We start from the raw sequence: 17,443 nt of genomic DNA, 5'->3' as shown, positions 1-17,443 counted from the left end.
GCCGACGGTCGGGTCCTCGGCGAACGGCGTGAGAGAGGCAGCAGCGTGGGGGCGAGGGACTGGTGGCGGCTGCGCCGCAAGGCGATCGCGTCAACCGCTGCACTCGCGGTCACGGTCAGCGGTCTCGTCGGCGTCGCGGCCCTACACGACGGATTCCCGGTCACCGAGGTCGACCTCAACGCGCGCGACGTCTGGGTCACCAACCAGTCCGAGCTCGTCTCCGGGCGGCTGAACCGTCAGATCGAGGAGCTCAACGGCGCCGTCTTCGCCTCCTCCGCGGTCTTCGACGTCGTGCAGCAGGGCGAGGACGTCTTTCTCTACGGCGAGGACACCGGCGCCATCGAGCAGGTGGATCCCGCTACGACGACCCTCGCCGGCCGTGCGGAGCTGCCCATCGGCTCCGAGGTCTCCTACGGCAACGACGTGCTCAGCGTGGTCGACCCCGAGTCGGGCTCCCTCTGGGTCGTCCCCGCGGGCGAGAACCTCGACTTCGACCCCGCGACCACCGAACCCCACGCCGAGCTCGGTCGTGGCGGCGTGGCCGTCACCGCCCAGGACGGCACGGTCTTCGCCGTGAACCCGAGCGAGGGCGAGCTGCTGACCATCACCGACCCGGCCTCGGAGCCCGAGGTCGAGCGCATCGACGAGCTGGGTTCGGTGCAGCTCACGACGGTCGGGGACACGCCCGTCATCCTCGACGAGGACGACAACCGCGTGCTGGTGCGGGACCGCGTGATCGAGCTGCCCGAGACGGCGCTGCGCCTGCAGCAGGTCGGTGGGCCCAACGGCGACGTCGTGCTCGCGACGGCGACGGGTCTGCTGCTCGCGCCGCTCAGCGGCGGCGAGGTTCGAGTGGTCGACGCCGAGCTCGACGCCCCGGCGAACGACGAACGCGACGTCACCCAGCCGGTCTGGCTGAACGGATGCGCGCACGGTGCCTGGGCCGCCGCGCAGCAGTACCTGGCCGTGTGCACCGACGAGGCGCCGGCGACCCAGCGGATCCCCGAGCCGACCGCGGGAGCGGAGCTGGTCTTCCGCGTGAACCGCGACGTCATCGCGCTCAACAACGTCACCTCAGGCGACGTCTGGCTGGTCGACGCGAACATGCGCCTCGTCGACAACTGGGACGAGGTCACGCCGCCCGAGGTCGAGCAAGAGGAGGAGGGCGACGAGAAGACGACGACGGAGTCCTTCGAGGACACGCTCGCCGACCGCACGGAGGAGAACCGTCCTCCGGTGGCCCGCGACGACGTGTTCGGCGCGCGCCCGGGGCGCACGACGATCCTGCCGGTGCTGCAGAACGACACCGACCCAGACGGCGACGTGCTCGTCGTCACGGAGGCGCCGATCAGCGAGGCCTCGGGGGTGCTCGACTTCATCGACGGCGGTCGCACGCTGCAGTTCACCCCGGCGCCGGGTCTGACCGGGCAGGTGCGGTTCACCTACACGGTGGAGGACGGCCGCGGCGGCGTCGCGACGGCGAACGTGACCGTCAACATCCGCGGCTCCGAGGAGAACAGCGCGCCGGAGTCGCTGCGCAACTCGCAGATCCAGGTCGAGCAGGGCCAATCGGTCACCTACAACGTGCTCACCGACTGGCTCGACCCGGACGGCGACGAGATCTACCTCGTCTCCGCCACGCCCACCTCCGGCGATGCGGTGCAGAGCTCCTCCGACGGGGACGTGACCTTCCAGCACCTCTCCGGCGAGATCGGGGTCAAGGAGGTGCAGTACGTCGTCTCCGACGGCCGCCTCGAGGCGACCGGCACCCTCGCGATCGAGGTCGTGCAGGCCGGCACGCTCAACCCGATCGGCACCCCTGACTTCGCCGAGACCTACGTCGGTCAGTCGGTCCGCATCGAGCCGCTCCTCAACGACATCTCACCCTCCGGCGCGCCGCTGCAGCTCCTCGGCACCGACCAGGTCGACGAGGGCCTCGAGGTCACGGTCAACACCGATCGGTCGCAGATCGTCGCCGAGGCCGCTCGCGCGGGCACGTACTACCTCATCTACTCGGTCGGGGCGGGGGCGATGAGCAGCGTCGGCATCGTGCGCGTCGACGTCAAGCCCGATCCGGACAACGAGCTGCCGCCGATCGCGGTGAAGGACATCGCCTACCTGCGCGCCGAGGAGCCGGTGACGATCCCGGTGCTCGCCAACGACATCTCTCCGAGCGGACGCGTCCTGGCCGTGCAGTCCGTGCAGTCCGAGGCCGCGTTGGGCAAGGTCGCCGTCGAGACCCTCGAGCTCTCCCAGGTGCGCCTCACCTCCACCGCGCAGCTGACCGAGCCCATCGAGCTCCTCTACACCATCTCGGATGGCCTGAACACGGCGTCGGCGACCATCTCGGTCGTGCCGATCCCGGCCCTGGTGCGGCATCAGCCTCCGGTCGCCGTCGACGACATCGTGAACGTGCGGGCCGGCGACATCGTGACCGTCGACGTGCTCGACAACGACTACCACCCCGACGGGGTGCCGATCGAGCTCGAGCCGGAGCTCGTCGACATCTCGGCCGCCGGGGACGGGGAGGCGTTCATCACCGACGGCGAGGTGCGCTACCAGGCGCCCCTGCAAGCCGGAGTCTTCAGCGTCAGCTACCGTGTGACCGACCAGTTCGGCGAGACGGCCATGGCGCGCGTGGAGTATCGCGTGAGTCCCGCCGACGAGTCCACCAACCGGGCCCCGCTGCCGCTGCCGCTCACCTCGCGCACCTTCGCCGGCAACACGGTGCGCATCGACGTCCCGCTCGACGGCATCGACCCCGACGGCGACTCCGTCGTGCTGCTCGGGGAGACCAGCGCTCCGTCGCTCGGCCGCATCACCGAGCGCGACAGCACCGGGTTCGTCTACGAGGCCTTCGCGAACAGCATCGGCACCGACACCTTCCGCTACCGCGTGCAGGACACGCTGGGTCTCACGGGCATCGGCGAGATCAGCATCGGCGTCGTGCCGCGACCCGAGACGGTCGCGAACCCGATCGCCCGCGACGATAACGTGGAGGTGGCCCCCGGCCGCACGGCGTCCGTGCCGGTGCTGGCGAACGACTCCGACCCCAACGGTTACCAGCTGCGGCTGCAGGACCCGCTGCTGGAGGTGGACGAGGCGCTGGTGACCGAGTTCGACGGCCCCCGCGTGGTCATCGAGGCACCGGAGACGCCCGGCTTCTACTCGCTGCGCTACGAGGTCACGAACGGCAAGGGAGGCGTCGCGGACGCCTACGTGCAGGTGAACGTGACCCCTGACGCACGCGCCCTCTATCCGACGGCGCTGGACAAGGTGATCGAGCCCGAGGACGTCGTCGGCGCGGACACGGTCGAGATCGATCTGCTCGACGGCGCGCAGAACCCGGGTGGCCGGGTCCGGGACCTGGTCGCGAGTCTCAGCGGTCCGTACGCCGATCAGGCGAGCATCCTCGACGACGGGCGCACCGTCCGCGTCACGCCGGGGGATCGCCGGGTCGCGATCACCTACACGCTGACGAACGAGGTCGACGAGCTGTCGGCGAGCGCGTTCATCATCGTCCCGCCCGCATCCGCATCGGCAGACACCTTCCCGCCGCCCTTCTACAGCGGCGGGGAGCAGCGCGTCGAGATGAACGGCGAGCTGCGTCTCGAGCTCGAGGACATCCTCACGGTGCCGAGCGGCCAGAAGGCCATCGTCATCAACGCCGGCGAGGCCCGGGCGCTCAACTCGGACGGCACGAATCCGATCGTCGACGAGGACACGCTGATCTTCCGCCCGGGGACCGACTACCGCGGCTCCGCGAGCATCGCCTTCGAGGTCACTGACGGCGAGGACGTGAACGACGCCACCGGCCGCACCGCCTTCATCACGGTGCCGATCCTGGTCGGCGACCCGGACTTCCGCGACACCCCGCCGACGTTCTCGGACCAGCGCCTCGAGATCGAGGCGGGGGAGGCGCCCCGGGTGTTCGATCTCCGCGACGCCTCGGGGCACGAGAACCCCGACGTGCTGCAGAACGAGCTGCGCTACACCAACCTGCGCGGCGCCGGCGGCGCGATCGACGTGGGGCTCAGCGGCAACGAGCTCACCATGTCCGCCTCCCGGGACACGCGCAAGGGCACCTCCACCACCGTGAGCTTCGACGTCGTGTTCGAGGACTTCACGGTGCCCGGCAGCGTGGAGGTCGTGGTCGTCGCCTCGCAGCGCCCGCTGACCCGCACCGTCGACGACCGCATCGACACCATCGAGCGCGGATCGAGCGAGACGATCGACGTGCTCGCCAACGACGTCAGCGGCTTCCCCGCCGACGAGCCGCTGCGCGTCACGGACGCGCGCCTGAACAACGGCGCCGACGTCGACGTGCAGGTCGTCGGCGATCGCCAGGTGCGCGTGAGCGCCGCCGCCGGCATCAACGCGCAGTCGGCCGAGATCGTCTACACGGTCGAGGACCCGACCGGCGATCCCGACCGCAACGTCAACGGGCGCCTGCTCGTCGACGTGCGCGACGCCCCGGACCAGCCGACGCAGCCGCAGGTCGACGGTGGAGGCCTGAGGACCGCCACAGTCTCTTGGCGCGCCCCGTCCAGCAACAACTCGCCGATCACCGGATACACGATCCAGTACTCGTCCGATGGAGGTCATCGAGGGAGTTGGGGGCCTGGTCAGCTCGACTCTCCGACCAGCACCATCCAGACCGTCACCGGGCTGCGAGCGTCCGACACTTATCGCTTCACGATCATCGCCCACAACGCGATCGGCAATAGCCAGGCTTCGACGCCGAGCAACCCTGTCGTGCCCTATGAGGAACCGGGCACGCCGACCGGGACACAGATCAGCGCCTCAAACGATGGCCAAGGGACCATCACCATGCGCTGGGCAGCACCGGGCTACAACGGCGGCCGTGACCTTCGGGCATTCGAGTGGCGAGTCAACGGGGGTGCCGCGTCGGGGACCGTGAACTCCGGCTCGACGACGACCGCCTCCTGGAAGGGGCAGATCGGTACCGCGTACAGCTTCGAGGTCCGCGCCCAGAACACCGCTGACCAGTGGAGCGCGTGGTCGGAAACCAGCGGGCAGGCGACGGCGACACCCTCCCAGGCGAATGGGCTCAACGTCGCCGAGACCGGTTCCGCCGGCGAGGCGAGGTACCGCATCGCCTGGAACGAGGTCCCCGCCTCGAGCGGCGGCGCCGACGACTACCGCTACCGCATCAACGGCGGCCCCTGGAGCGGCTGGAGCGCCGCGCGGCAGTTCGACCAAACGGGAAGCCGGGGCGAGCAGATCTCTTTCCAGGTGCAGACCCGCAAGAACGGAACGCCGAGCCAGGAAGCCTTCGTCTCCACGTCGAACCAGATCACCCTGCGCGATTGGCCTGCGCCCGGCCGCGTCGACGGCGCATCCGTCATCACAAGCGGAACTGCTGGCAACTACGGGTACAGCGGTTCTTGGAGCTCCGTCAGCGGGGCTAGCGGTTACCAGTGGGAGCTGGGCGGGAACGGCGGCTCCGGAAATGGTACGAGCACGCCCGGATTCGCGGGCGGTCCAAATCAAGACCTGACGCTCCGGGTCCGGGCCTACATCGATTACCCCGGGGGCGAACGGCGCTTCAGTGACGTTTGGTCGACGGCGACAGGTCGCACGCCCGGAGCACCCGCGCCCACCACCTGGCAGGTCTCCGTCCATCAGGACACCTGTCCGGAACAGGGTGCAGCGGACAACTGGGGCAACTTCAACGTCCCGAATCGCACCTGCCGTGACGGGTTCATCCCGCGCGGAACGACGCTGACGGTCGCCTGCATTACCAACCGCACGACCGCCCAGTACCCGGTGTGGTATCGCATCGTCTCCGGCGCCCCCAGGGGCGCTACAACGACGGCAGCTGGGATGTCGCGGGCGGCACGGTGAACGCCCCCGGCGGCATCCGTCGCTGCTGACCACATCCGCTCACCCCGAACCCGCACCACCCACCCCGCACGAAGGAGCCCGAAGAATGCCCGTCTCCCAGGAGCAAGCCGCTTGGTTCTCCGATGCCTTCGAGAAGCTGGTCGGCAACGTCGACCTGGCGATCCTCGGCAAGAAGAACGTCATCCGGCTCGTCGTGACCGCCCTGCTCTCGGACGGCCACGTGCTGCTCGAGGACTACCCGGGCACCGGCAAGACGGTGCTGGCCAAGGCGCTGGCGAACACGCTCGAGGGCACCCACTCGCGCATCCAGTTCACCCCCGACCTGCTGCCCTCCGACGTCACCGGCGTCACGATCTACGACCAGCAGAAGGGCGTCTTCGAGTTCCACAGGGGCCCGATCTTCGCGTCGATCGTGCTGGCGGATGAGATCAACCGCGCCTCGCCGAAGACGCAGTCGGCGCTGCTCGAGGTGATGGAGGAGGGCGCCGTCACGATCGACGGCGTCGGCCACTCGGTCGGCAAGCCCTTCATGGTCATCGCGACCCAGAACCCGGTCGAGCAGGCCGGCACCTACAAGCTGCCCGAGGCGCAGCTCGACCGCTTCCTCATCAAGACCAGCCTCGGCTACCCCGATTCCGAGACCAGCGTGCAGCTGCTGCTCGACGCGTCGAACCGCCAGCGCGCCGCGCGCATCCAGCCGATCATCTCCTCCACCTCCATCCCGCAGATGACGGAGCTGACCAGCGAGGTCTTCGTCGACCCGAGCGTCATGCAGTACCTCAGCGCGATCGTCGATGCGACCCGCGCGCACCAGGACGTGCAGCTCGGCGTGAGCATGCGAGGAGCGCTCGCGCTCGCCCGCGCGATCAAGACCTGGGCGCTGTCGAAGGGCCGCACCTACGTGACCCCCGACGACGTCAGCGAACTCGCGGTGCCCGTGCTGGCGCACCGCATGATCGTCGACCCCGAGAGCGAGTTCGCCGGCGTCAAGGCCGAGGACGTCGTCTCGCGGATCCTGCTCGACATCGCAGCGCCCACCTACCGCGCGGCATGACCGCCGCCGCCCCTGCGCGGGACCTCCAGCAACCGCGGGACCTCGGCCTGCTGGGCGGGCTCCGCCATCGCATCGCCGTCGTCGCGCTCACGGTGCGCGACGCGGTCGGTCCGTGGTTCCGGGTCGCCTGGCGCTACCTCGGGCCGGTGCTCGGCACCGTCAGCCCCGTGGGCTGGATCGTGCTGCTGCTCGGCATCGCCGCGATGGTCGCCGGCCGCGTGCTCGGCTGGGCGGAGCTGACCTTCGTCGCCGCGACGCTGCTCGGCGCGCTGCTCGTGGCCGCGGCGTTCCTGTTCGGACGCGCCAGCTACGACGTGACGATCGGGCTCAACCCTCGACGCGTGACGGTGGGGGACCGGGCGCTCGGCGAGCTCGTCGTCGTCAACGTCGGCACCCGCAGGTCGACGCCGGGCCGCATGGAGCTGCCCGTCGGCAGCGGCCTCGCCGAGTTCAGCCTGCCGGCCATCGAGCCGCGCGGTCGCCACGACGAGCTCTTCGCGGTGCCCACGAACCGCCGCGCGGTCATCACGGCGGGCCCGGCGATCTCGGTGCGCGGCGACCAGCTCGGCCTGCTGCGGCGCGTCGTGCGCTGGACGGAGCCCACCGAGCTGTTCGTACATCCGGTCACCGCCCGCCTCGATCCCACGGCGGCGGGTCTCGTGAAGGACCTCGAGGGCCAGACCACCAAGACCATCACCAACAACGACCTGGCGTTCCACGCGCTGCGCCCCTACGAGCCCGGCGACGACCGGCGCTACGTGCACTGGCGCACCTCCGCGCGCACGGGCGTGCTCATGGTGCGCCAGTTCGAGGAGACGCGGCGCAGTCAGCTCACGATCATCCAGACCGTGCAGAACAGCTACTACGAGACGGCCGAGGAGTTCGAGCTCGCCGTCTCCGTCACCGCCTCGTTGGGCGCGCAGGTCATCCGCGACGGCACCCAGATGAGTGTGGTCACCGACACGCACCAGCTGCGCACCCACTCGGTCACCGCCATGCTCGACGACTCGTGCCGGCTCGAGCTCGTCGGCCGCCGCTACGCCACACCCCGCGACTTCGCGCGCGAGACCACCAAGCGCCTCCCTCCGCCCAGCGTGGTCATGATCGTCGCGGGCAGCCGGATGGGACCGACCGACTTCCGTGCGATCGAGTCGCTGTTCGGTCAGGACGCCCGCGTCGTCGCCTTCCGCGTCGAGCTCGGGGCCCAGCCCCGCGTGTCGAGCGTCGCCGGCCTGCAGATCATCACCATCGGCGAGCTCACCGACCTGCCCAAGACGTTGCGGAGGGTGATCTGATGCCCGCGGAGCGCATCTCGAAGCAGACCTGGGCGGACCTGGTCGTGCTGACGCTGCTCGTCCTGCTCGGGCTGGCGGGTTTCGCGACCAGCTACGAGGACCTCGGCTTCCTGCTCGCCGGTATCGGCGGTGTGATCGTCGGTCTCGGCGCCGCCGTCGGCGCCTTCCTGCTGCGCCTTCCGCTGCTGCCGAGCGTGCTGGGCGGCGTGGTCGCCTACTTCCTGCTCGGCACCGCCTTCGCGATGCCGCAGTTCGGCATCGCGCTCGTGATCCCGAACCTGCAGACCATCTCCGGGCTCGCGATCGGCGCGGTGTTCGGCTGGGCCGATATCGTGACGCTGGCCGCGCCCGCCGGTGCGCCCGACTACATCAACGTGCTGCCCTACGCGGCCACCTGGTTCGTCGCCATCCTGAGCGGCACGATGCTGCTGCGCTGGATCGGCCGCGGCCACCGCAACGCGGGCACGCTGCTGCTGGCGCTCCTCGCGCCGCTGGCGCTCTACGTCGCCAGCGTGCTCATCGGCACGGATGAGCCGTACTTCGCCATCCTGCGCGGCGCGGGCTTCGGCGCGCTCGCGCTGCTCTGGCTCGGTTGGCGCCAGCGCGGTACGGCGACGGCGGCCAACGCGCAGCGCGTGCTCGTGCGCAAGAAACTGGCGGGCTCCGCGATCGTGATCGTCGCGGCGCTCGTGCTCGGCGGCCTCGGCGGGGTCCTCGTGACCCCGCCGCAGGAGGAGCGCTTCGTGCTGCGCGAGGAGATCCAGCCGCCCTTCGACCCGCAGCGCTTCCCGAGCCCGCTCTCCGGGTACCGCAAGTACACGAAGGACCTCACGGAGACGGAGCTGTTCCGCATCGAGGGGCTGCAGACCGGCGACCTCGTGCGCCTCGCGAGCATGGACAGCTACAACGGCAAGCTCTGGCAGGTCTCCAGCCCGGGCCCGCAGACGCCCGAAGCCGCGGGGACCTTCCGGCTCGTCGGGCGCACCATCCCCGACCCGACCCTGCTCACGCCGGCCTCCGTCGAGTCGGTCACCGTCGAGGTGCTCGAGTACGACGACGTCTGGCTGCCGCAGGTCGGCTACGCGCGCGGCATCGAGCTGCTCGACGAGCGGAGCGCCGCCGAGGGCGACGCCCTGCGCTTCAACAGCGAGTCCGGCACCGCCGTGCTGACGAGCGGAGCGGATGCGGGCACGACGTACCGCATCGACACCCGCATCCAGGAGAGCCCCGAGCCGACGGAGCTCGCCGGGGTGCCGGTCGAGGGCTTCGCCCGGTCGTCGATCGACGGCACCGCCGACCTGCTGGTCGCCCGGGGCCGCGAGTACGCCGCGGCCGCGTCCACCTCCGATCCGATCGACCAGCTGCGCGCGGTCGAGTCCGGTTTCAAGACCAACGGCTTCCTCAGCCACGGGCTCGCGAGCGACGCGGTGCCGAGCCGCGCGGGTCACGGCGCCGACCGCATGACCCTGCTCGTCGAGCAGTCGTTCATGGTCGGCGACGAGGAGCAGTACGCCTCGGCGATGGCGCTCATCGCCGACGACCTCGGCTACCCGGCGCGCGTCGTCATGGGCTTCGCGCCTGAGGTGCCCGAGGGCGGCGGCGAGGTGGTGGTCACCGGCGACGACGTGACCGCATGGGTCGAGGTGCCGTTCGAGGGCGTCGGCTGGGTGCCGTTCTTCCCGACGCCCGACGAGACCGACGTGCCCCAGGATCAGGAGCCGAAGCCGCAGTCGGAGCCGCAGCCCCAGGTGCGCCAGCCGCCGCCGGACGAGAGCGCCAACGAGGACCTGCTCACCCCGGTCGACATCGACGACACCGAGGACGAGGACCGCGACGACGGCTTCCAGCTGCCGGCGTGGCTCGCGACGCTGCTCACGATCCTCGCCGTGCCGGTGCTGCTCTACACGATCCCGCTGCTGCTCGTGCTGCTGTTCAAGCGCCTGCGCGAGCGCCGGCGGCGCTCGGGCACCGGCGACCGGCAGGCCGCGGGCGCTTGGGAGGAGCTCGTCGACCGCTTCGCCGAGCTCGGCTACGCGGCGCCCGTGGGACGCACCCGTACGGCGACGGCGCAGCTGCTCGAGACGAAGGCTGAAGCTCCGCTCGGCGCGCTCGCCGCCCGCGCGGACGACGCGGTGTTCTCCGGCAGGGGGTTCCGGTCGAGGAGTCCGACGCCATCTGGACGGAGGCGCAGGCCGCCGTCGAGGTCGCTCGTCGGTCCACCACACGGCTGCGCCGCGAGCTCGCGAAGTTCCGCATCAACACCAGGCGGGACCCGGCGGGCGCGGGCCGCCGCGTGCTGGCCCGCCTGGATCGCAAGGAGAGGAAGAACCGGTCTCGCTGGAGCTGATGCTCCGCCGCCCGAACGGAGCTCTGGGAGGCATGCCCGCCACGGGCGACGCCTCCGCGGCGGTCCTGAGGAGCGCTCGGCGCCTTCCGGCACCGCGACGGGTGGGCACAGCTCCCCATCGCGGGCCGGACGAGTCGCCCATAGTGTCGGGGGAACCCCGCAGCGGGGCAGAAGGGGGATGAGGATGACGCAGCGCGACGAGGCGGCCGGCGTCCCGGTCGATCAGCCGGCGGACGTCTCCGAATGGGACTTCCACGAGATCGTCTTCGGCCGTGGCAACCTGCCAGCGGTGCACGCCACCCCGCAGACGCCCGAACACGACGACGCGGCGCTGCCCTCCGACGTCGCGGAGACCACGGAGACCCGCCGCAGCCCGGAGTCCCCGACCCGTCCCGTGACCGTCGTCGGCTCCGTGCGGGCGCTCGCGGAGATCGATGTCGTGACGCGCCCGGCGCCGGCGCGCGCGTGGGACGAGCCGAACTGGGTGCTGCGGCTGCCGGACGGGTCCGAGCATCCGCTCGAGGGCACGGTGCTGCTCGGGCGCTCCCCGCGCGCCGAGAAGACGGCGCAGCGCCTGGTCGTGCCCGATCCGGAGTCGGGCGTCTCGCGCACCCACGCACGCCTGTCGCTGCTCGGCGGCATGCTCACCATCGAGGACCTCGGCTCGACCAACGGCACCTATCTGGTCGACGAGGGCGGGATGGAGACACGGTGCCCACCGTTCGAGACGATGCCCGTGCCCCTGGGCTGGGCGATCGATCTCGCGAACGTGCCGCTCTCGCTCTGGGCCCCCGGCCGCTGAACCTCGCCCCGCACCTCTGCGATGATGGGAGGGCGAGGAAGGGGAGCGCCGATGACCGACGAGGGCGACCGCTACCTGATCACGCCGCCGCCGGGACTGCTGCCGCCTGCGCCTCCCTCCGACGCTCCGCCCGCCCACGCACCGGCGCCCCTCCACACGGGCACGGCGCCCGTGCCGGCCCGCGGCTTCGCGACGCCCGCCCCGGGGGCGGTCTTCGGCGGACCGCTGGCGGCGGAGCCCGCACGCCCCGCCGTGCTGGTGCTGCAGGACGGCCGCCGCCTGCCCATCGTGGGCGGCCTGCTGCTCGGGCGCGCGCCCGTCGCACGCGATGACCTCGGGCAGGCCGTGCCGGTACCCGTGACGGATGCCGCCCGCTCCGTCTCCAAGACCCACGCGCTGCTGCGCGCCGAGGCCGGTCGCGTGCTGGTGCGGGACCTGGGGTCGACGAACGGCACCTGGATCGTGCACGCCGACGGCCGGGTCGACGAGGTCTCCTCGACGGCGTTCAGCGAGGTGCCCGCGACCGCGCACCTCGAGCTGGGCCACTGCCCGCTGCGCATCGAGCCCGGCGCGGACGACGCCGCCCCGCACGGCCCGGTGGTAGCCTGACGAGGTGCGCACGGCTCTGCTCCTCCTTCGCCGCCGCGACGAGGCTCGATTCACGGCCTGACTCGTCGCGGAGTCTCGACGTGGGCCGGCACGCAACGGACTGAAGGAACCGACGAGTCATATGAACAGCACCGAAGCCAAGCCCCGCACCCTCGCTGAGAAGGCCAGAACTCTCGCTGAGAAGGTCTGGGACGACCACGTGGTCGTCAAAGGCGAGAACGGCGAACCCGACCTCATCTACATCGACCTGCACCTCGTGCACGAGGTCACCAGCCCGCAGGCCTTCGACGGCCTGCGCGTCAACGACCGGCCGCTGCGCCGGCTCGACCTGACGATCGCGACCGAGGACCACAACACCCCGACGCTCAACATCGACCGGGTCATCGCCGACCCGACGAGCCGCCTGCAGATCGACACCCTGCGCCGCAACGCCGAGGAGTTCGGCGTGCGGATCCACTCGCTGGGCGACAAGGAGCAGGGCATCGTCCACGTCGTGGGCCCGCAGCTCGGGCTCACCATGCCGGGCATCACGGTCGTCTGCGGCGACAGCCACACCTCCACGCACGGCGCCTTCGGCTCGATGGCCTTCGGCATCGGCACGAGCGAGGTCGAGCACGTCATGGCCACCCAGACGCTGCCGCTGAAGCCGTTCAAGACGATGGCCATCAACGTCGAGGGCACGCTGCGCCCGGGCGTGACGGCCAAGGACATCATCCTCGCCGTCATCGCGAAGATCGGCACCGGCGGCGGGCAGGGCTACGTGCTCGAGTACCGGGGCAGCGCCATCCGCTCGCTCTCGATGGACGGTCGCATGACGATCTGCAACATGTCGATCGAGGCCGGTGCCCGCGCCGGCATGGTCGCCCCGGATCAGACCACCTTCGACTACGTCGAGGGCCGCGATCACGCGCCGACCGGCCAGGACTGGGAGGATGCGGTCGCGTACTGGAAGACGTTGCCGACCGACGAGGGCGCCGTCTTCGATGCGGAGATCTTCATCGACGCGGACGAGCTCGAGCCCTTCGTCACCTGGGGCACCAACCCCGGTCAGGGCGTGTCGCTCAGCGAGGCCGTTCCGGGGCCGGACGACTTCGACGACCCGCACGAGAAGGTCGCCGCCCAGCGCGCGCTCGAGTACATGGACCTCGAGGCCGGCACCCCGATGAAGGACATCCGCGTCGACGCGGTCTTCATGGGCTCCTGCACCAACAGCCGCATCGAGGACCTGCGCGCCTTCGCCTCGATCATCCAGGGGCAGAAGAAGGCGGACGGGGTGCGCGTCATGGTGGTCCCCGGCTCCGCTCGCGTGCGCCTGGAGGCCGAGGCCGAGGGCCTCGATCAGGTCATCAAGGACTTCGGCGCCGAGTGGCGCTTCGCCGGCTGCTCGATGTGCCTCGGCATGAACCCCGACCAGCTCGCGCCGGGGGAGCGCTGCGCCAGCACCTCCAACCGCAACTTCGAGGGCCGTCAGGGCAAGGGCGGTCGCACGCACCTGGTCTCGCCGCTCGTGGCCGCGGCCACCGCCATCCGCGGCACCCTCTCCAGCCCGTGGGATCTCTCGATCGACACGGCGTTCGCCCCCGCCGGCCAGCAGCGGAACCAGGAGGTCCAGGCCTGATGCAGAAGTTCAGCAGCGTCACCGGAGTCGGCGTGCCCTTCCGGCGCTCCAACGTCGACACCGACCAGATCATCCCCGCCGTCTTCCTCAAGCGGGTCACCAAGACCGGCTTCGACGACGCCCTCTTCCACGGCTGGCGGCAGGACCCGGAGTTCATCCTCAACCAGCCCGCCTACCAGGGCGCCCGCATCCTGGTCGCCGGCCCCGACTTCGGCACCGGTTCGAGCCGCGAGCACGCCGTGTGGGCGCTGCGCGACTTCGGCTTCGACGTGGTGCTGAGCCCGCGCTTCGCCGACATCTTCCGGGGCAACTCGGGCAAGCAGGGACTGCTCGCCGGACAGGTGCCCGAGGCCGACATCGAGCGCATCTGGGCGGAGCTCGAGGCGGAGCCCGGCCGGGAGATGACCGTGGATCTCGAGACGCAGACCGTGTCGGTCGGCGCGCTCAGCATCGGCTTCGACATCGATGCCTATACTCGGTGGCGGCTTCTGGAAGGCCTCGACGACATCGCCCTCACGCTCCGCAACGAGCAGGCGATCAGCGAGTTCGAATCCCGTCGCGAGCGTTGGCGACCGCGAACGCTGCCCGTCCGTCAGAGTGCAGGTGCTGAGTGAATTCCCTCGTCAAGGATGCGAAGAAGGCCGGTGAGCGCGTCGGACTGATCTCCGACACGATCACCATCCACGGCGGCAAGCCGTTGCAGGGCCGGATCCGCGTGCGAGGCGCGAAGAACCTCGCGACGAAGGCCATGGTCGCGGCGCTGCTCGGCAGCTCGACGAGCACGCTGCGCGACGTGCCCAACATCAGCGACGTCAAGGTCGTCCGCGATCTGCTCGAGGTGCACGGCGTCATCGTCACTGAGACCGCGCCCGGTGTGCTGGAGATGGACCCGCGCAACGTGCTCCAGGCCCACTTCGCCGAGATCGACGCGCACGCCGGCTCCAGTCGCATCCCGATCCTGTTCTGCGGCCCGCTGCTCCACAAGCTCGGCGAGGCGTTCATCCCCGACCTCGGCGGCTGCCGCATCGGCAACCGCCCGATCAACTTCCACCTCGACGCGCTGCGCGCCTTCGGGGCGGTCGTCGACAAGTCCTACGAGGGCATCCACCTCACGGCCCCCGACGGCCTGAAGGGCGCGAACATCGAGTTCCCGTACCCGAGCGTCGGCGCCACCGAGCAGGTGCTGCTCACGGCGGTGCTGGCGAAGGGCACCACCGAGCTGAAGAACGCGGCGATCGAGCCCGAGATCATGGACCTCATCGCGATCCTGCAGAAGATGGGCGCGATCATCTCGGTCGAGCCGAACCGCGTCATCCTCATCGAGGGTGTCGAGGAGCTCGGCGGCTACCTGCACACCGCGCTCTTCGACCGCAACGAGGCCGCCAGCTGGGCCTCGGCCGCGCTGGCGACCCGCGGCGACATCTTCGTCGAGGGCGCGCACCAGATCGAGCTCATGACCTTCCTCAACGTGTTCCGCAAGGCCGGGGGCGCCTTCGACATCGAGGACGACGGCATCCGCTTCTACCACCCGGGCACCCCGCTGAAGCCGGTGAACGTCGAGACGGATGTGCACCCGGGCTTCATGACGGACTGGCAGCAGCCGCTCATCGTCGCGCTCACGCAGGCCGAGGGCCGCTCGGTCGTGCACGAGACGGTGTACGAGAACCGCCTGGGCTTCACCAAGGCGCTCGTCGAGATGGGCGCCGACATCGTCGTGCACGAGCACGGCCTCGACGGCGACTACCGCCGCGTGCCCAGGCGCGACCTCGAGCAGGCCGCCGTGATCGAGGGACCGACCGAGCTGCGGGCCGCCGACGTGCACGTGCCCGATCTGCGCGGCGGGTTCAGCTACCTCATCGCCGCGCTGGCGGCCGAGGGCACCTCGACGGTGAGCAACATGGGCATCATCAGCCGCGGCTACGAGCACATCATCGACAAGCTCGAGCAGCTCGGCGCCGACTTCACCTTCGAGGCACAGGACCGATGAGCGCGAGCGACCGGCCCGCCGCGGGATCGGCGGGCCCGTCGCCGCGCCCGCGTTCGGAGCGGTTGCGCAGTCCGTTCTTCTGGCTGCTCGCCGTCATCGTGCTGCCGATCATGAACCTGTCGGTGCGCTGGCGCATCCGCGACGCGCACAAGCTGCCGAAGCAGGGCGCCTTCATCCTCGCGCCCAACCACCTCACCGAGATCGATCCGGTCGTGATGGGCATCGCCATGTGGAAGATGGGTCGCGTGCCGCGCTTCCTGGCCAAGGCGTCGCTCTTCCGGGTGCCCGTGCTCGGAGGCATCCTGCGCGCGTCGGGGCAGATCCCGGTGGAGCGCGGTGCGGGGCGCGGAGCCGATCCGCTCGCCGCCGCAGGACACCTCCTCGCGAAGGGCCACGCCGTCATCGTCTACCCGGAGGGCACGCTCACCCGCGAACCCGACCTGTGGCCGATGCGCGGACGTGCCGGGGCCGTGCGCGCAGCCCTCGAGCACGGCATCCCGATCATCCCCGTGGCCCACTGGGGCAGTCAGCAGCTCATGGCGCGCTACGGGCGCAGGATCACGCTGCTGCGGCGCAAGCCGGTGGACATCCTGGTCGGCGACCCCGTCGACCTGGGCGTGGAGCCCGGCACCCGAGCCGACCGCGCCGCCGTCGACGCCGGTACGGACCGGGTCATGCACGCCATCGCCGGGCTGCTCGGCGAGCTGCGCGGCGAGACGCCGCCGGCCGAGCTGTGGGACCCGGCGAAGCACGATCAGAAGGAGGCGGGCCGCCCGTGAGGAACGTACCGACCAACACCGTCCCGCTGCGGATCATCACCCCCGGAGCCCGGAGGGTCGCGGTGCTCGGCGCCGGCAGCTGGGGCACCACCTTCGCCAAGGTGCTCGCGGACGGCGGCGCCGACGTGTCGCTCTGGGCGCGCCGCGCCGAGCTGGCGCGCGAGATCGCGGAGAGCCGACGCAACAGCGACTACCTGCCGGGCATCGACCTGCCGCCCAACCTCTGGGCCTCGTCGCACCTGCGCGAGGTGCTCGACACGAGCGAGATGGTCTTCCTCTCCGTGCCCAGCCAGTCGCTGCGCGAGAACCTGCGCGCCGTGCGCGAGATGATCCCCGCCGGCGTGCCCGTCGTCAGTCTCATGAAGGGCGTCGAGAAGGGCACCCGCTACCGCATGAGCGAGGTGATCGCGCAGGAGCTCGACATCGAGCCCGGGCGCATCGCCGTGGCGAGCGGGCCGAACCTCGCGCTCGAGATCGCCAAGGAGCAGCCGACCGCGATCGTCGTCTCCTCCTCCGATCCGCAGACCGCCAGCCAGGTCGCCGTCGCAGCGCACGCGCCGTACCTGCGCTCGTTCACGAACAACGACGTGATCGGCACCGAGTTCGGCGGCGTGCTCAAGAACCTCATCGCCGTGGCCGTCGGCATCGTCGACGGCGTGGGCTACGGCGAGAACACGAAGGCCTCGATCATCACACGCGGGCTCGCCGAGATCACCTCGTTCGCGGTGGCCTCCGGAGCCCGACCGGAAACGATGTCCGGTCTCGCGGGGCTCGGCGACCTCATCGCCACCTGCGGTTCCCCGCTCTCGCGCAACAATACAGCGGGGCGCCTGCTCGGGCAGGGCTACAGCTTCGAGGATGTGGTCCGCCGCATGAACCAGACCGCGGAGGGGCTCTCCTCCGTGGCCCCCGTGCTCGAGCTCGCCGACGGGCTCGGCGTCGACATGCCGATCGTGCGCCAGGTGGCGGAGGTGCTCGCCGGTACCATGTCGCCGCGGGACATCGCCCCGCACCTCACGACCGACGGCGACGACCTGCCGCAGGACGAGCACCAGCGCTGACCGCCGTCCGCGCCGGGCACCAG

General features: G+C 70.8%; 10 protein-coding genes. All 10 read left to right on the top strand.

The genetic code is table 11. The features are described 5' to 3' along the window. Positions 1-45 precede the first annotated feature (45 nt). Positions 46-5,868 (top strand): Ig-like domain-containing protein, encoded by a 5,823-nt coding sequence (locus QQK26_RS05205; RefSeq protein ID WP_284230720.1) that lies wholly within the window; start codon positions 46-48, stop codon positions 5,866-5,868. Positions 5,869-5,953: 85 nt separating this feature from the next. Next, positions 5,954-6,922 (top strand): AAA family ATPase, encoded by a 969-nt coding sequence (locus QQK26_RS05200; protein WP_284230718.1) that lies wholly within the window; start codon positions 5,954-5,956, stop codon positions 6,920-6,922. Beyond that, positions 6,919-8,217 carry a DUF58 domain-containing protein gene (locus QQK26_RS05195; protein WP_284230716.1) on the top strand — a complete coding sequence of 433 codons (1,299 nt, stop codon included), beginning with the start codon at positions 6,919-6,921 and terminating at the stop codon, positions 8,215-8,217. The genes QQK26_RS05200 and QQK26_RS05195 overlap by 4 nt, the downstream gene beginning before the upstream one ends. Then, positions 8,217-11,366, top strand: coding sequence for a transglutaminaseTgpA domain-containing protein (locus QQK26_RS05190; protein ID WP_284230713.1), 3,150 nt, complete (start codon positions 8,217-8,219; stop codon positions 11,364-11,366). The genes QQK26_RS05195 and QQK26_RS05190 overlap by 1 nt, the downstream gene beginning before the upstream one ends. A gap of 51 nt (positions 11,367-11,417) precedes the next feature. After that, positions 11,418-11,975, top strand: coding sequence for an FHA domain-containing protein (locus tag QQK26_RS05185; protein WP_284230712.1), 558 nt, complete (start codon positions 11,418-11,420; stop codon positions 11,973-11,975). 121 nt (positions 11,976-12,096) lie between these two features. Continuing rightward, a complete protein-coding gene (gene leuC / locus QQK26_RS05180; RefSeq protein WP_284230709.1) occupies positions 12,097-13,593 on the top strand; it encodes a 3-isopropylmalate dehydratase large subunit in 1,497 nt (498 codons plus the stop codon). Beyond that, a complete protein-coding gene (leuD, locus tag QQK26_RS05175) occupies positions 13,593-14,207 on the top strand; it encodes a 3-isopropylmalate dehydratase small subunit (RefSeq protein ID WP_284230707.1) in 615 nt (204 codons plus the stop codon). Before leuC ends, leuD begins: the two co-directional genes overlap by 1 nt. Beyond that, positions 14,204-15,580: a UDP-N-acetylglucosamine 1-carboxyvinyltransferase gene (murA, locus tag QQK26_RS05170; protein WP_284230705.1), complete on the top strand. Its 1,377-nt coding sequence runs from the start codon at positions 14,204-14,206 to the stop codon at positions 15,578-15,580. The genes leuD and murA overlap by 4 nt, the downstream gene beginning before the upstream one ends. Continuing rightward, a complete protein-coding gene (locus QQK26_RS05165) occupies positions 15,577-16,359 on the top strand; it encodes a lysophospholipid acyltransferase family protein (protein WP_284230703.1) in 783 nt (260 codons plus the stop codon). Before murA ends, QQK26_RS05165 begins: the two co-directional genes overlap by 4 nt. Beyond that, a complete protein-coding gene (locus tag QQK26_RS05160; RefSeq protein WP_284230701.1) occupies positions 16,356-17,420 on the top strand; it encodes an NAD(P)H-dependent glycerol-3-phosphate dehydrogenase in 1,065 nt (354 codons plus the stop codon). Before QQK26_RS05165 ends, QQK26_RS05160 begins: the two co-directional genes overlap by 4 nt. The last annotated feature ends 23 nt before the right edge of the window (positions 17,421-17,443 follow it).

Source organism: Arenivirga flava, assembly GCF_030161575.1.
GTDB classification, from domain to species: Bacteria; Actinomycetota; Actinomycetes; order Actinomycetales; family Microbacteriaceae; genus Arenivirga; species Arenivirga flava.
The sequence above is the reverse complement of the archived record's forward strand: the minus strand, read 5'-3'. Positions and strand labels throughout refer to the sequence as shown.